Annotated in this window: 14 protein-coding genes; all 14 read left to right on the top strand. The window is 66.7% G+C overall.

Annotated features, from left to right (window positions below; translation table 11 throughout):
- The first annotated feature begins 32 nt into the window (after nucleotides 1–32).
- The 14 genes from hpnJ (at nucleotide 33) to astE (ending at nucleotide 15,763) form a co-directional block, all read left to right on the top strand.
- Entirely contained in the window at nucleotides 33–1,475 is a 1,443-nt protein-coding gene (gene hpnJ, locus U5A56_RS03125) for a hopanoid biosynthesis associated radical SAM protein HpnJ (RefSeq protein WP_308234889.1), read from the top strand.
- Between the two features lie 3 nt (nucleotides 1,476–1,478).
- Nucleotides 1,479–2,363: a hopanoid biosynthesis-associated protein HpnK gene (hpnK, locus tag U5A56_RS03130; protein ID WP_321920895.1), complete on the top strand. Its 885-nt coding sequence runs from the start codon at nucleotides 1,479–1,481 to the stop codon at nucleotides 2,361–2,363.
- Nucleotides 2,360–3,400 (top strand): lysylphosphatidylglycerol synthase domain-containing protein, encoded by a 1,041-nt coding sequence (locus U5A56_RS03135; RefSeq protein ID WP_044849119.1) that lies wholly within the window; start codon nucleotides 2,360–2,362, stop codon nucleotides 3,398–3,400. The genes hpnK and U5A56_RS03135 overlap by 4 nt, the downstream gene beginning before the upstream one ends.
- Nucleotides 3,401–3,488: 88 nt before the next feature.
- The gene (locus U5A56_RS03140) at nucleotides 3,489–4,046 is read left to right on the top strand and encodes a hypothetical protein (RefSeq protein WP_321920896.1); all 558 of its coding nucleotides are present in this window, start codon (nucleotides 3,489–3,491) and stop codon (nucleotides 4,044–4,046) included.
- Between the two features lie 266 nt (nucleotides 4,047–4,312).
- Nucleotides 4,313–5,002 carry an ABC transporter permease gene (locus U5A56_RS03145; protein WP_044849121.1) on the top strand — a complete coding sequence of 230 codons (690 nt, stop codon included), beginning with the start codon at nucleotides 4,313–4,315 and terminating at the stop codon, nucleotides 5,000–5,002.
- Complete coding sequence (locus tag U5A56_RS03150) at nucleotides 4,999–5,712, top strand: ABC transporter permease (protein ID WP_044849122.1); 714 nt, start codon at nucleotides 4,999–5,001, stop codon at nucleotides 5,710–5,712. The genes U5A56_RS03145 and U5A56_RS03150 overlap by 4 nt, the downstream gene beginning before the upstream one ends.
- A gap of 20 nt (nucleotides 5,713–5,732) precedes the next feature.
- Nucleotides 5,733–6,533: an ABC transporter ATP-binding protein gene (locus U5A56_RS03155; RefSeq protein WP_044849123.1), complete on the top strand. Its 801-nt coding sequence runs from the start codon at nucleotides 5,733–5,735 to the stop codon at nucleotides 6,531–6,533.
- A 19-nt stretch (nucleotides 6,534–6,552) separates the two neighbouring features.
- The gene (locus U5A56_RS03160) at nucleotides 6,553–7,596 is read left to right on the top strand and encodes a GlxA family transcriptional regulator (RefSeq protein WP_059815947.1); all 1,044 of its coding nucleotides are present in this window, start codon (nucleotides 6,553–6,555) and stop codon (nucleotides 7,594–7,596) included.
- Nucleotides 7,597–8,551: 955 nt separating this feature from the next.
- Nucleotides 8,552–9,784 (top strand): aspartate aminotransferase family protein, encoded by a 1,233-nt coding sequence (locus tag U5A56_RS03165; protein ID WP_044849125.1) that lies wholly within the window; start codon nucleotides 8,552–8,554, stop codon nucleotides 9,782–9,784.
- 30 nt (nucleotides 9,785–9,814) lie between these two features.
- Nucleotides 9,815–10,867 carry an arginine/ornithine succinyltransferase subunit alpha gene (gene aruF / locus U5A56_RS03170; RefSeq protein ID WP_044849126.1) on the top strand — a complete coding sequence of 351 codons (1,053 nt, stop codon included), beginning with the start codon at nucleotides 9,815–9,817 and terminating at the stop codon, nucleotides 10,865–10,867.
- Entirely contained in the window at nucleotides 10,864–11,895 is a 1,032-nt protein-coding gene (astA, locus tag U5A56_RS03175; protein ID WP_321920897.1) for an arginine N-succinyltransferase, read from the top strand. Before aruF ends, astA begins: the two co-directional genes overlap by 4 nt.
- Before the next feature lie 7 nt (nucleotides 11,896–11,902).
- Entirely contained in the window at nucleotides 11,903–13,366 is a 1,464-nt protein-coding gene (astD, locus tag U5A56_RS03180) for a succinylglutamate-semialdehyde dehydrogenase (RefSeq protein WP_321798505.1), read from the top strand.
- A gap of 14 nt (nucleotides 13,367–13,380) precedes the next feature.
- The gene (gene astB, locus U5A56_RS03185) at nucleotides 13,381–14,721 is read left to right on the top strand and encodes an N-succinylarginine dihydrolase (protein ID WP_044849129.1); all 1,341 of its coding nucleotides are present in this window, start codon (nucleotides 13,381–13,383) and stop codon (nucleotides 14,719–14,721) included.
- Between the two features lie 7 nt (nucleotides 14,722–14,728).
- Nucleotides 14,729–15,763, top strand: coding sequence for a succinylglutamate desuccinylase (gene astE, locus U5A56_RS03190; RefSeq protein ID WP_321920914.1), 1,035 nt, complete (start codon nucleotides 14,729–14,731; stop codon nucleotides 15,761–15,763).
- Nucleotides 15,764–15,854: the final 91 nt, after the last annotated feature.

Below are 15,854 nucleotides of genomic sequence, written 5' to 3' on the forward strand. Positions count from 1 at the left end.
TGATTGACTGAATCGTTGAAACGAATCGAACTATGCAGGCTACCGGAGCATTCATGAAAACGCTGTTCTTGCAGGCCCCTTCGTATGACGGCTTCGACGGCGGAGCCGGCTCGCGCTATCAGGCGAAGCGCGAAATCCGTTCCTTCTGGTACCCGACGTGGCTCGCGCAGCCGGCCGCGCTCGTGCCGGGCAGCCGCGTCGTCGACGCGCCGGCCGACGGCCTGTCGGTCGAGGAAACGCTGAAGATCGCCAACGACTACGATCTCGTGATCATCCACACGAGCACGCCGTCGTTCCCGACCGACGCGATGTTCGCGCAGGATCTGAAGAAGATGAAGCCGTCGATGCTGGTCGGCATGGTGGGCGCGAAGGTGATGGTCGATCCGCACAACTCGCTCACGGCGAGCGACGCGATCGACTTCGTGTGCCGCGAGGAATTCGACTACACCTGCAAGGAAATCGCCGAAGGCAAGCCGTTCCCCGAGATCAAGGGCTTGAGCTGGCGCGCGAAGGACGGCTCGATCGAGCACAACGAAGCGCGTCCGATCCTCGAGAACATGGACGAACTGCCGTTCGTCGCGCCCGTCTACAAGCGCGACCTGAAGATCGACAACTACTTCATCGGCTACCTGAACTATCCGTACGTGTCGATCTACACGGGCCGCGGCTGCAAGTCGCGCTGCACGTTCTGCCTGTGGCCGCAGACGGTCAGCGGCCATCGCTACCGCACGCGCTCGGTCGAGAACGTGCTCGCGGAAGCGAAGTGGATCCGCGACAACATGCCGGAAGTGAAGGAGCTGATGTTCGACGACGACACCTTCACCGACGACCTGCCGCGCGCCGAAGCGATCGCCATCGGCCTGGGCAAGCTCGGCATGACGTGGTCGTGCAACGCGAAGGCGAACGTGCCGTACAAGTCGCTGAAGATCATGAAGGAAAACGGCCTGCGCCTGCTGCTGGTCGGCTTCGAATCCGGCGACGACCAGATCCTCGTGAACATCAAGAAGGGCGTGCGCACCGATTTCGCGCGCCGCTTCAGCGCGGACTGCAAGAAGCTCGGCATCAAGATCCACGGCACCTTCATCCTCGGCCTGCCGGGCGAGACGCAGGACACCATCAAGAAGACGATCGAGTACGCGAAGGAAATCAATCCGCACACGATCCAGGTGTCGCTCGCCGCGCCGTATCCGGGCACGACGCTTTACAAGCAGGCCGTCGAGAACGGCTGGATGGAAGAGAACAAGACCATCAACCTGGTCAGCAAGGAAGGCGTGCAGCTCGCGGCGATCGGCTATCCGCACCTGTCGCGCGACGAGATCTATCACCATCTCGAGCAGTTCTATCGCCAGTTCTACTTCCGCCCGTCGAAGATCTGGGAGATCGTCCGCGAGATGCTGACGAGCTGGGACATGATGAAGCGTCGCTTGCGCGAAGGCGTCGAGTTCTTCCGCTTCCTGCGCGCGCACGAGGCCTGATTCGTGGCGACGCAGCGGGCGGCGCGGGCGCTGATCTTCACCGCGGACGACTTCGGGCTGCATCCGCGCGTCAACGCGGCGGTCGAGCGCGCGCATCGCGACGGCGTGCTGAACGCCGCGAGCCTGATGGTCGGTGCGCCCGCGGCGCAGGATGCGATCGAACGCGCGCGGCGCTTGCCGTCGCTCGCGGTCGGCCTGCATCTCGTCCTCGCGGACGGGCCGGCCACGCTGCCCGCGCATGACATTCCCGCGCTCGTCGGCCGCGACGGGCGCTTCGGCGATGCGATGGCGAAGGACGGCTGCCGCTTCTTCTTCCTGCCGCACGTGCGTGCGCAGCTGCGCCGCGAGATCCGCGCGCAGTTCGACGCGTTCGCGGCGAGCGGCCTGCCGCTCGACCACGTGAACGCGCACAAGCATTTCCACCTGCATCCGACCGTGCTGTCGATGATCATCGAGATCGGCGGCGACTACGGGCTGCGTGCGGTGCGGCTGCCGTACGAAACGCGCGCGCCCGCGCTGCTCAAGCCGTGGATCGCGCTGGTGCGCGCGCGGCTCGACCGTGCGGGGCTCGCGCACAACGACTACGTGGTCGGGATCGAGCATACGGGCGCGATGGACGAGGCCGTGCTGCTCGACGCGCTCGCGGCGCTGCCGCCCGGGGTCGGCGAGATCTACTGTCATCCGGCGGAAGCCGGCGACGGCCCGATCACGCCGACGATGGCCGCTTACCGGCCGGTCGACGAACTGGATGCGCTGCTGTCGCCGCGCGTCGCGGCCGCGCTGAAGGCCGCGGGCGTCGCGACCGGCGGTTTTGCCGACGTGTTCGGCCAGCCGGCGGCGCGGCGCGGCACGCACGCGTCGCGCGAAGCGGGGGCGCAGCCGTCATGACCAAGTGGATCAAATGGCTCGGCTGGCCGATCGGCATCGGGATCCTGCTCGCGCTCGGGCTGCACGAAGGCATCGGCGACGTGACGCGGATGCTCGAGCGTGCCGGCTTCGCGCTGCTGTGGCTCGTGCCGTTCCATGCGCTGCCGCTGCTGCTCGACGCGTATGCGTGGCACCAGCTGCTCGACCGACGCGCGTCGCTGTCGTTCCTGTGGTGGGTCGCGACCGTGCGTGAAGCGGTGAACCGGCTGCTGCCGGTGGTCGGGATCGGCGGCGAGTTGGTCGGGATCCGGATGGCGCGCTGGCAGGTGCCCGACGCGAGCCGCGTGACCGCGTCGGTGATCGTCGAGGTGCTGGTGACGATCGTCGTCCAGTATGCGTTCGCGGCGCTCGGCCTCGTGCTGCTGCTCGCGACGACGCACGACATGGGCGGCGGCACGATCGGCCTCGCGCTGCTGCTGACCCTGCCGCTGCCGGTGCTCGGCGTCGTGCTGATGCGGCGCGGCGGAATCTTCCACGCGATCGAGCGGTTCGCGGGGCGTCTGCTCGGCGATTCGCACCGGTTGCTGCAGGGCGTCGACGGCCGCCGCCTCGATGGCGACATCGACGCGCTGATGTCGCGCACGCCGCTGCTGTTCAGTGCGTTCTTCTGGCAGCTGTCCGGCTACGTGCTCGGCGCGCTCGAAATTTACTGGGCGCTCGCGCTGCTCGGTCATCCGGTCTCGATCGGCGGCGCGATCGCGATCGAGGCGATGACGCAGGCCGTGCGCCATGCGGCGTTCATGGTGCCGGGCGGTCTCGGCGTGCAGGAGGCGACCGTCGTGCTGCTCGCGCAGATGTTCGGCGTCGATCGCGAGACGGCGCTGTCGCTCGCGCTGGTCAAGCGCGGCCGCGAGGTGCTGTTCGGCTGTCTCGCGCTCGGGTCGTGGCAACTGGCCGAGCTGGTGCGCACGCGCCGCCGGATCAAGGCGGTGCCGGCCGGGCCGCGCGCCCCGCAAGCGGGCCGCGAGGCCCAGGTGCAAACCGAAACGACGCATTGATCACGAGACGGGCCGCGCGGTCCGTCTCGCGCTTTTGGCGTTGCGCGGGTATCCTTGCCGCGTGTTTTCTCGACGCGCATTTCTTCCGATGATCTTCCGTTTCCGGCTGCTTCCCGTCACGATGCTGGCCGCCGCGCTGGCGCTGACCGGCTGCGACGACAAGCAAGGCAATCTCGACGTGCAACGTATCAGGGACTTCTTCAACGCGATCAAGCCGGCGCCGCTGCTGCTCAAGGGGCTGAAGGCCGGCGTCTCGACCGAAGCCGACGTGCGCGCCACGATGGGCAAGCCCGAGACCGAGCGCGCGTTCACCGACGGCTCGAAGCGCCTCGAATACCCGCGTGGCCCGATGGGCAACCAGACCTGGTTCGTCGACCTCGACCCGGGCGGGTATTACACGGGCGCGACGCAGGTGCTGACCGCCGAGAACTTCGCGAAGGTGCGCCCGGGGATGACGGAGGACGAGGTGCGGCGCCTGCTCGGCAAGCCGGGCGACGTCGCGCAGTACCCGCTGAAGCCCGAGACCGTATGGAGCTGGCGCTGGCTCGAGGACGGCGTCAACACCGACGCGTTCTTCAACGTCCATTTCGGCCCGGACGGGCTTGTCTATATGACTTCGCGCTCCGACATCCTGAAAGGGCGCTGAACCCGCGTCCGGCGCTATATCGAAAAAGCGACCGGAAAATTGCAAAAAGTCCGCTTCCCTGCGTGTCATCCGACTGTCAGGAAGCGGCTTTTTTCCTTTTGAAACAGCGCGGTAGGCCGTGCCTGCAAATGGTGGGATGAATTGCTGCGACGCAGCAATCGCGCGCACGGTGATTTGAGGCAATCAATTTCGCTTGCGACTATCCGCGTCAGCCCGGCGCCGGACAGTGATGCGCGCCGGTGTTCACATCAACACTGGAGACGCGCGTGTTCCTTTACGGCTTTGGTCCTGTCCTCTGGGCCGGCACCGTGCAGACCATCGAGCTGTCGGTGCTGTCGCTCGCCGCTGCGGTGGCGCTGGGGCTGATCGGCGCGGTGGCGAAGCTGTCGCACAACCGGGTGCTGCGAGCGGTCGCGACCGGTTATACGACGCTGATCCGCTCGGTGCCCGATCTCGTCCTGATGCTGCTGTTGTTCTACAGCATCCAGATCTGGCTGAACCAGTTCACCGACCTCGTCGGCTGGGACCAGATCGACATCGACCCGTTCGTCGCCGGCGTGCTGACGCTCGGCTTCATCTACGGCGCGTACTTCACCGAGACGTTCCGCGGTGCGTTCCTGTCGGTGCCGCGCGGCCAGCTCGAGGCCGGCTCGGCGTACGGGATGAGCGGGCTGCGCGTGTTCGTGCGGATCATGTTTCCGCAGATGATGCGCTTCGCGCTGCCTGGCATCGGCAACAACTGGCAGGTGCTCGTGAAGGCGACCGCGCTGGTGTCGATCATCGGCCTCGCCGACGTCGTGAAGGCGGCGCAGGACGCGGGCAAGAGCACGTTCAACATGTTCTTCTTCATCCTCGTTGCGGCGCTGATCTACCTCGCGATCACGACCGTTTCCAACCTCGTGCTGATCCAGCTCGAGAAACGTTATTCCACGGGCGTGCGCCACGCAGAACTATGATCGAGATCCTCCAGGAATTCGGCCAGGCGTTCCTTTACTGGGACGGCCAGCGCCTCTCCGGCCTTGCGGTGACGCTGTGGCTGCTCGTCGCGTCGATTTCGCTCGGCTTCGTGTGCGCGGTGCCGCTCGCGGTCGCACGCGTGTCGAAGAAGAAGTGGTTGTCGATGCCGGTGCGGTTCTACACGTACGTGTTCCGCGGCACGCCGCTCTACGTGCAGCTGCTGTTGCTGTACACGGGCATGTACAGCCTCGAGTTCGTGCGCTCGCACTCGCTGCTCGACGCGTTCTTCCGCAGCGGCTTCAACTGCGCGATCCTCGCGTTCGCGCTGAACACCTGCGCGTACACGACCGAGATCTTCGCGGGTGCGATTCGTGCGATTCCGCACGGCGAGGTCGAGGCGGCGCGTGCGTACGGGATGTCGCCGTTCACGATGTACCGCCGGGTGATCCTGCCGTCGGCGCTGCGCCGTGCGTTGCCGCTGTACAGCAACGAGGTGATCCTGATGCTGCACGCGACCACCGTTGCATTCACGGCGACCGTGCCCGACATCCTGAAGGTCGCGCGTGACGCCAATTCCGCGACCTACATGGCGTTCCAGTCGTTCGGGATCGCCGCACTGATCTATCTTGCGGTATCGTTCGCACTCGTCGCGGCATTTCGCCGGGCGGAGCGCCACTGGCTCGCGTATCTCGCGGCCGGCCGTCATTGATTTCATTCGAGGAGAGCCAGATGGCCGAGATCACTCAAACGAGCGCGTCCGCTTCCACCAAGCTTGCCGCGGTCGACATTCACAAGCGCTATGGCGACAACGAGGTGCTCAAGGGCGTGTCGCTGAACGCGAAGGCCGGCGACGTCATCAGCATCATCGGCGCCAGCGGTTCGGGCAAGAGCACGTTCCTGCGCTGCATCAATTTTCTCGAGCGGCCGAATGCGGGGCAGATCGTCGTCGACGGCGAGGCCGTGCGCACGAAGACCGACCGCGCCGGTGCGCTCGAGGTGGCCGATCACAAGCAGCTGCAGCGCATCCGCACCAAGCTCGCGATGGTGTTCCAGCACTTCAACCTGTGGGCGCACATGAACGTGCTCGAGAACGTGATGGAAGCGCCGGTGCACGTGCTCGGCATTGCGAAGAAGGAAGCCGAGGAGCGTGCGCGCGAATACCTGGAGAAGGTCGGTTTGCCGCCGCGCGTCGAGAAGCAGTATCCGTCGCATTTGTCGGGGGGGCAGCAGCAGCGTGTCGCGATCGCGCGGGCGCTGGCGATGCATCCGGACGTGATGCTGTTCGACGAGCCGACGTCGGCGCTCGATCCGGAGCTCGTCGGTGAGGTGCTGAAGGTGATGCAGAAGCTGGCCGAGGAGGGCCGCACGATGATCGTCGTCACGCACGAGATGGGGTTCGCGCGCAACGTGTCGAATCACGTGATGTTCCTGCATCAGGGGCGGACCGAGGAAGAGGGTGATCCGAAGGAGGTGCTGGTGCGTCCGCAGAGCGAGCGTCTGAAGCAGTTCCTGTCGGGTAGCCTCAAGTAACGCGAAGGGCGTTTCATACGTGGTACCGGTGTCTCGTCCCGCAGGCGCCACCCGCACGACGCAGGTGGCGATCGTTGCATTGCCGCCCGTGTCGATGTCGGGTGTGGGTCCGATCGTCGATGCGTTGCATCTCGCGAACGAGATCGACGGGCGCTTGCTGTATCGCTGGCAGGTGTGTTCGTGGGACGGGCGGCCGGTGCCGCTCGCCGGCGGCGCGCAGTGGCATGCCGATGCGGCGTTCAACGATGCGATCGCGTGCGACTGGCTGATCGTCGTGTCGGAGCGGTTTCAGCAGTTTGCCGACTATCGGTTGTTTCTCGCGAGTCTCGCGCGGGTGGGGCAGCGCACGCCGGTCGTCACGGGGATTCACCACGGCGTGTGGTGGCTCGCGATGGCCGGGCAGCTTTCCGGATATCGCGTGAGCGTGAACTGGGAGACGTATCAGCAGTTCGCAGAACAGTTCGAGCGCTCGATCGTCACGCAGCAGATCTTCGAGATCGATCGCGATCGGGCGACCTGTGCGGGCGGGCAGGCGACCGTCGATTTCATGCTGGCCATGATCGGCCGGGAACACGGGGCGGATCTGGGTGAGCGCATTGCCGATGCGCTCGGGGCCGGCACGCTGCGCAGCGGCGAGGAGCGGCAGCGGATTCCTTTTGTGACCGCGCCCGGTGAGCGGCATCCTCGGCTGAACGATGCGTTGCTTTTGATGGAAGCCAATGTCGAGGATCCTTTGACGACCGATGAGATCGCCGGGCTCGTCGGCGTGTCGCGGCGGCAGCTGGAGCGGCTCTTTCGACAGTATCTCGGGGCGATGCCCTCCAAGTATTACCTCAATCTTCGGTTGCTCAAGGCTCGCACGCAGTTGCAGCGGACCAGCAAGTCGGTCGTTCAGGTGAGCCTCGCCTGTGGGTTTTCTTCTGCTGCGCACTTTTCCAATGCGTACCGCGAAAGGTTCGGGGTCACGCCTCGGGAGGATCGGAGAGCCTGGCTCGAGAAGCAGACCGGCGGTGGTAGTGAACCTCGCGGGGGCGCGCTTGTTGAGCGGGGGGCTAAGGATTGATTCTGTTTTTTTTATGGTGCGCTTGCGTTTGACGTGAAGCACCTGCGATCGTGTCGGTCTATTAGCGTCGCCCCTGCGCGGGGCGGCGGTTACTTTTCTTTGTCTTGCCAAAGAAAAGTAACCAAAAGAAAGGCGCTCGGATAACGCATGACTTCCCGGTGCCATGGCCACCGGAGTGGCCCTCGCCTAAGTGTCCGCGCCAGTCGGGAACCCGGAGTGGTTCGAGCAATGGTTCTGACACCACTCACCACCCCGCGGAGTGGTATACCGCCCGCTAGCTCCGCCCTCGCTTCGCTCGGTCGACAGGTCCACACGTCCCGCTTTGAAAGCTGTCGGTTGATTGGCATCCACAATTGCGGCGGGTGGCGCATGAATTCAATAAATTGAAATCGTCGTTGCGGTGCAGCGGCACCTCACTGATTTGGGGAACTGATCAGTGGGTGCCCATGTGTGGCGCGGGCGGATGAATTGCGGCCGAAGAACCTTGCAGCCGAGCATAGCGAGGATGGAGCTAGCGGGCGGTATACCGCTCCGTTGCGTAGGGAGTGGTGTCAGAACCATTGCTCGAACCACTCCGGGTTCCCGACTGGCGCGGACACTTAGGCGAGGGCCACTTGGTGGACTACGGCACCGGGAAGTCATGCGTTATCCGGGCGCCTTTCTTTTGGTTACTTTTCTTTGGCAAGACAAAGAAAAGTAACCGCCGCCCCGCGCAGGGGCGACGCTAATAGACCGACACGATCACAGGTGCTTCACGACAAACGGCGAGCGCACCGCCAAGAAACCGCGAAAACAGCAACCGAGCACAAAACGCCACGCCCCCCGCCGGGGAGAGGCAAAATAAAGCGCCCTATCCGCTTCCGATAGAACCCGTCGCAATTCCGCAAGACGCTTGCGTCACCCTTACCTAAACTTGATCCTGTTGAACCCTCTTACGAAACCGAAAGGAACGACCATGACGACCTCGACCGTGACCCGCCAGACATTCGACGAAGTGATGGTGCCGGTATTCTCCCCCGCGCCGTTCGTGCCGGACCGTGCAGAGGGCTCGCGCGTGTGGGACACGGCCGGCCGCGAATACGTGGATTTCGCCTGCGGCATCGCCGTCACGTCGCTCGGCCACGGCCACCCGGAACTGCTGAAGGTCCTGGACGAACAAGGCCGCAAGCTCTGGCACATCGGCAACGGCTACACGAACGAGCCGGTGCTGCGCCTCGCGAAGCGCCTCGAAGCGCTGACCTTCGCCGACCGCGCGTTCTTCGCGAACTCGGGCGCGGAAGCGAACGAAGCCGCCCTCAAACTCGCGCGCCGCGTCGCATTCGACCGCCACGGCGCCGACAAATACGAAATCGTGTCGTTCGTCCAGTCGTTCCACGGCCGCACGTTCTTCACGGTCAGCGTCGGCGGCCAGCCGAAATACTCGGAAGGCTTCGGCCCGGTGCCGGAAGGCATCAAGCACCTGCCGTTCAACGACATCGAAGCGGCCAAGGCCGCGATCGGCCCGCAAACCTGCGCGGTGATCGTCGAGCCGGTGCAGGGCGAAGGCGGCGTGATCCCGGCCGATCCGGCGTTCCTGAAGGCACTGCGCGAAGCGTGCGACGCCAACGACGCAGTGCTGATCTTCGACGAAGTGCAGACGGGCGTCGGCCGCACGGGCCAGTTCTACGCATACATGGACACGGGCGTCACGCCGGACATCCTCACGACCGCGAAGGCACTCGGCAACGGTTTCCCGATCGGCGCGATGCTGACGACGAACGAACTGGCCGCCCACTTCAAGGTCGGCGTGCACGGCACGACGTACGGCGGCAACCCGCTCGCGTCGGCGATCGCGGACAAGGTCGTCGAGCTGATCGGCGACCCTGCGCTGCTCGAAGGCGTGCGCGAACGCAGCGTGCGCCTGAAGGGCGCGCTGGAGCGCATCAACGCACGCTTCGGCATCTTCAAGGACATCCGCGGCAAGGGCCTGCTGGTCGGCGCGGAACTCACCGCCGCATTCGACGGCCGCGCGAAGGACTTCGTCACCGCCGCCGCCGAGAACGGCCTGATCATGCTGATCGCAGGCCCGAACGTGCTGCGCTTCGTGCCGTCGCTCGTGATCCCGTTCGACCTGCTCGACGAAGGCGTGAAGCGCTTCGAGAAGGCAGTCGAGCAGGTGCTCGCGGCCCAGGAAGCCACCGCGCGCTGATCGGCGCGCCCATCGCAGACAGGAACGACGATGCTATTTGTTCGCCCCGGCAAACTCACGGATCTCGATGCGCTCGCGCACATGGCGCGCACCGCGCAGCCGGTCCTGCACTCGCTGCCGCACGATCGCGCGGCGCTCGAAGCGCGCGTGGCGCTCTCCGAGGATTCGTTTCGCGCGGACGTCGACTTCGCCGGCGAGGAGTTCTATCTCTTCGTGCTCGAGGATTCGTCGACGGGCAAGCTGCTCGGCACGGCGAGCATCGTGGCCGCGGCCGGCTACTCGGAACCGTTCTACGCATTCCGCAACGATGCACTGATCCACGCGTCGCGCGAGCTGCACGTGAACCGCAAGATCCATGCGCTCACGATGTCGCACGAGCTGACCGGCAAGAGCCGGCTGGCGGGCTTCTACGTCGATCCGTCGCTGCGCGGCGACGCGGCCGCGCACCTGATCTCGCGTGCGCGGATGATGTACATCGCCGCGAACCGCCGCCGCTTCACGCCGGAAGTGTTCACGCTGCTGCTCGGCGTGAGCGACAGCACGGGCGCATCGCCGTTCTGGGAAGCGGTGGGCCGCAAGTTCTTCGGCCGCAACTTCACCGACGTCGACATCGCGTCGGGCGGCCGCAGCCGCACGTTCATCGCGGAAGTGATGCCGGCGTATCCGCTCTACGTACCGCTGCTGCCGGAAGCCGCGCAGCGCGTGCTCGGCGAGCCGAACGAAACGGCGCTGCTCGCGTACGACATCCATCTCGAGGAAGGCTTCGAGCCGGACCGCTTCGTCGACATCTTCGACGCGGGCCCCGTGCTGACCGCGCAGGTCGACCGCACCGCATGCGTGAAGCACGGCGCGGAGCGCACGGTGCGCGAAGCCGCGCATCAGCAGGGCGACGTCGCATACATGGTGTCGACCGGCAGCGGCGAATCGTTCCGCTGCGTGCTGGCCGACCTGCCGGGCGATACGGCCGACGCGCCGCTCGCCGGCGACGTGCGCGCGGCGCTCGATGTGAAGGATGGTGATGTCGTGCGCTGCGTGCCGCTGCACCGCCGCGACGATGAAGACATGAAGGGAGACGCAGCATGATCGTCGTTCGGGTCGTACAAACGGGCGACGTCGACGCGCTCGTGTCGCTCGCGAAGGAAACCGGGCCGGGCCTGACCACGTTCAAGCCCGATCGCGACGCGCTCGCCGCGCGCATCGAACGCACGCGCCGCACGCTCGACGGCGAGGCCGCGCCGGGCGAGGCCGGCTACTTCTTCGTGATGGAAGAATCGAAGACGGGCGACATCGCGGGCGTGTGCGGGATCGAGACGCAGGTCGGCCTCGAACAGCCGTTCTACAACTATCGCGTGAGCACGGTCGTGCACGCGAGCCAGGAACTCGGCGTGTGGACGCGGATGTCCGCGCTCAACATCTCGCACGACCTGACGGGCTACGCGGAAGTGTGCTCGCTGTTCCTGAGCCCGCGTTACCGCACGGGCGGCGTCGGCGGCCTGCTGTCGCGCTCGCGCTTCATGTTCATCGCGCAGTTCCGCGAACGCTTCCCGGAACGCATCTGCGCGGAACTGCGCGGCCACTTCGACGAGGACGGCACGTCGCCGTTCTGGCGCGCGGTCGGTTCGCATTTCTACCAGATCGATTTCAACGCGGCGGACTACCTCAGCTCGCACGGCCGCAAGTCGTTCCTCGCGGAACTGATGCCGCGCTATCCGGTGTACGTCGACCTGCTGCCGCAGGACGCGCAGGACGCGGTCGGCCTCACGCACCGCGACACGCTGCCGGCCCGCAAGATGCTCGAGGCCGAAGGGCTGCGCTACCAGAACCACGTCGACATCTTCGACGCGGGCCCGGTGCTCGAATGCCACGTCAACGACCTGCGCACGGTGCGCGAGAGCGTCGTCGTGCCGGTCGCGATCGGCGTGCCCGACGTGCGGGAAGATATGCCGAAGTCGCTCGTATCGAACACGTCGCTCGGCGATTTCCGCGTCGGCGTCGCGCCGGGCGTGGTCGTGAACGGGTCGTTCGTGCTGTCGGCCGACGATGCCGCCGCGCTCGACGTGAAGGCCGGCGATCCGGTCCGCGTGCTGCCGCTCAAAGTCAAACAGGGATAAACGAATCATGACGGAACTCTTCATCGACGGCGCCTGGGTCGCAGGCTCGGGCCCCGTCTTCGCTTCGCGCAACCCGGGCACCGACGCGATCGCATGGCAGGGCGAAAGCGCGTCGGCGGCCGACGTCGACCGCGCGGTCGCGAGCGCGCGCCGCGCGTTCGCCGGCTGGTCGGCGCTCGACTTCGAAGCGCGCTGTGAAATCGTCAAGCGCTTCGCCGCGCTGCTCACCGAACGCAAGGAAGCGATCGCGACCGCGATCGGCCGCGAGACCGGCAAGCCGCTGTGGGAAGCCCGCACCGAAGTCGCGGCGATGGCCGCGAAGGTCGGGATCTCGATCCAGGCCTACCAGGAACGCACCGGCGAGAAGCGCCAGGACATGGCCGACGGCGTCGCGGTGCTGCGCCATCGCCCGCACGGCGTCGTCGCGGTGTTCGGCCCGTACAACTTCCCCGGCCATTTGCCGAACGGTCATATCGTGCCGGCGCTGATCGCGGGCAACACGGTCGTGTTCAAGCCGTCGGAGCTCGCCCCGGGCGTCGCGCGCGCGACGGTCGAGGTGTGGCAGGAAGCCGGTCTGCCGGCCGGCGTGCTGAACCTCGTGCAGGGCGAGAAGGACACCGGCATCGCGCTCGCGAATCACCGGCAGATCGACGGGCTGTTCTTCACCGGCAGCTCGGATACCGGCACGCTGCTGCACAAGCAGTTCGGCGGCCGTCCGGAAATCGTGCTCGCGCTCGAGATGGGCGGCAACAACCCGCTCGTGATCGGCGAAGTCGAGGACGTCGACGCGGCCGTGCATCACACGATCCAGTCGGCGTTCCTGTCGGCAGGCCAGCGCTGCACGTGCGCACGCCGCATCTTCGTGCCGCAGGGCGCGTTCGGCGACCGCTTCCTCGCACGCTTCGCCGACGTCACGTCGAAGATCACGGCCGACGTGTTCGACGCCGATCCGCAGCCGTTCATGGGCGCGGTGATCTCGGCACGCGCGGCCGCCAAGCTCGTCGACGCGCAGTCGCGCCTGATCGAGCAGGGCGCGCAGCCGATCATCGCGATGACGCAGCGCGATCCGCGCCTGGGCTTCGTGAACGCGTCGATCATCGACGTGACCGGCGTGGCGAACCTGCCCGACGAAGAGCACTTCGGCCCGCTCGCGCAGATCGTCCGCTACGCGACGTTCGACGAAGCGATCGAGCGCGCGAACGACACGGCGTTCGGCCTGTCGGCCGGCCTGCTCGCCGACGACGCCAACGCATGGGACCACTTCCGCCGCACGATTCGTGCCGGGATCGTCAACTGGAACCGCCCGACCAACGGCGCATCGTCCGCCGCGCCGTTCGGCGGCACGGGCCGCTCGGGCAACCATCGGCCGAGCGCGTACTACGCGGCCGACTATTGCGCATATCCGATGGCGTCGGTGGAAAGCACCCAACTGACCTTGCCCGCGAGCCTGTCGCCGGGCCTGCATTTCTGATCGAGGGAACGACGATGAACGCACAAGAAGCCAATTTCGACGGACTCGTCGGCCCGACCCACAACTACGCCGGGCTGTCGTTCGGCAACGTGGCGTCGCTCAACAACGAGAAGTCGGCCGCGAATCCGAAGGCCGCCGCGAAGCAGGGGCTGCGCAAGATGAAGCAGCTCGCGGATCTCGGCTTCGCGCAAGGCGTGCTGCCGCCGCAGGAGCGCCCGTCGCTGCGCCTGCTGCGCGAGCTCGGCTTCTCCGGCAAGGACGCGGACGTGATCGCGAAGGCCGCGAAGCAGGCGCCCGAGCTGCTCGCCGCGGCGAGCTCGGCGTCGGCGATGTGGACCGCGAACGCGGCGACCGTCAGCCCGTCGGCCGACACGAGCGACGGCCGCGTGCACTTCACGCCGGCCAACCTGTGCAGCAAGCTGCATCGCGCGATCGAGCACGAAGCGACGCGCCGCACGCTGTCGACGCTGTTCGCCGATCCCGCGCACTTCGCGGTGCACGAGGCGCTGACGGGCACGCCGGCACTCGGCGACGAGGGCGCGGCCAACCACACGCGCTTTTGCGCCGAATACGGCCTGCCGGGCGTCGAGTTCTTCGTGTACGGTCGCGCGGAATACCGCCGCGGCGTGGAGCCGAAGCGCTTCCCGGCGCGCCAGACCTTCGAGGCGAGCCGCGCGGTCGCGCATCGTCACGGTCTCGCCGAAACGGCGACGGTCTATGCGCAGCAGGATCCGGACGTGATCGATGCAGGCGTGTTCCACAACGACGTGATCTCGGTCGGCAACCGCGACACGCTGTTCACGCACGAGCGCGCGTTCGTCAACAAGCAGGCGATCTACGACACGCTGACGGCCACGCTCGACGCGCGCGGCGCGCGGCTGAACGTGATCGAGGTGCCCGATGCGGCCGTGAGCGTGAACGATGCGGTCACGTCGTACCTGTTCAACAGCCAGCTGCTGTCGCGCGCGGACGGCTCGCAAGTGCTCGTCGTGCCGCAGGAATGCCGCGAGAACGCGAACGTTGCCGCCTATCTCGACCAGCTCGCGGCCGGCAACGGCCCGATCCGCGACGTGCTCGTGTTCGACCTGCGCGAAAGCATGAAGAACGGCGGCGGCCCGGCTTGCCTGCGCCTGCGCGTCGTGCTGAACGACGCCGAGCGTGCGGCCGTCACGTCGAACGTGTGGATCAACGACACGCTGTTCGCGTCGCTCGACGCGTGGATCGAAAAGCACTACCGCGACCGTCTCGCACCGGAAGACCTCGCCGATCCGACGCTGCTCGACGAATCGCGCACGGCGCTCGACGAGCTCACGCAGATCCTGCGCGTCGGGTCGCTGTATGACTTCCAGCGCTGAGTCCCGCATGCCGGCCGCCGTGCTGCTCGACGACTTCCTAGCGTTCACGCTCGCGGGCGACGCGCCGGCCGTGAAGGTCGGCACGTGCGCGAACGGTGCGGTGCACTGGCAATGGCTCGGCGACGGGCTGCTCGCGCTCGAGCCGGCAGCGGATGAAGCGGGCGCTGCGGCGCGTGCGAGCGTGCTCGTGTCGGCCGGCGTGCATGGCGACGAGACCGCGCCGATCGAGCTGCTGTCGATGCTCGTGCGCGATCTCGCGGCGGGCACGTTGCCGCTCGCGTGCCGCCTGCTCGTCGTGCTCGGCAACGTGCCGGCGATGCGCGCGGGCGCACGCTATCTCGACGACGACCTGAACCGCCTGTTCAGCGGCCGTCACGCACAAGTGCCCGCGAGCCGCGAAGCGCCGCGCGCGGTGCAGCTCGAAGCGGCGGCCGCCGCGTTCTTCGCGGCCGCGCCGGCAGGCAGCGCGCGCTGGCACGTCGACATGCACACGGCGATCCGCGCATCGGTGTTCGAACAGTTCGCGCTGCTGCCCCACACGGGCACGCCGCCTGCCCGCAAGATGGTCGAATGGCTCGGCGATGCGCGCATCGCGGCCGTGCTGCTGCATACCGCGAAGGGCAACACGTATTCGCATTACACGGCCGAGCACTGCGGCGCGCTCGCGTGCACGCTCGAACTCGGCAAGGTGCGGCCGTTCGGCCAGAACGACCTGTCGCGCTTCGCGCCGGCGGACCGTGCGGTGCGCAAGCTCGTGTCAGGTGCGCCGCGCGACGTCGACGCCAAGTTGCCGCGCGTGTTCACCGTGATCGACCAGATCACGAAGCAGAGCGATGCACTCGAGCTGTTCGTCGCGGCCGACGTCGCGAATTTCACCGCGTTCGCGCGCGGCACCGTGCTCGCGCAGGACGGCGAATACCGCTACACGGTGCAGCACGACGAGGAGCGCATCGTGTTTCCGAATCCGGCTGTCAAGCCGGGCCTGCGCGCGGGCCTGCTCGTGGTCGATACGACGCGCGAGACGCTGGCCGCACTCGTCTGATCCAAGGCTGGTGGCGCGTGGCTGCGGGGCCGCGGCCCGCGCATCGTCCGGCCGCATTTCCCTTTTTTGCGATCGACGCCCGCATGCCGCG

It is taken from the genome of Burkholderia sp. BCC1998 (assembly GCF_905339875.1).
Classification (GTDB): domain Bacteria; phylum Pseudomonadota; class Gammaproteobacteria; order Burkholderiales; family Burkholderiaceae; genus Burkholderia.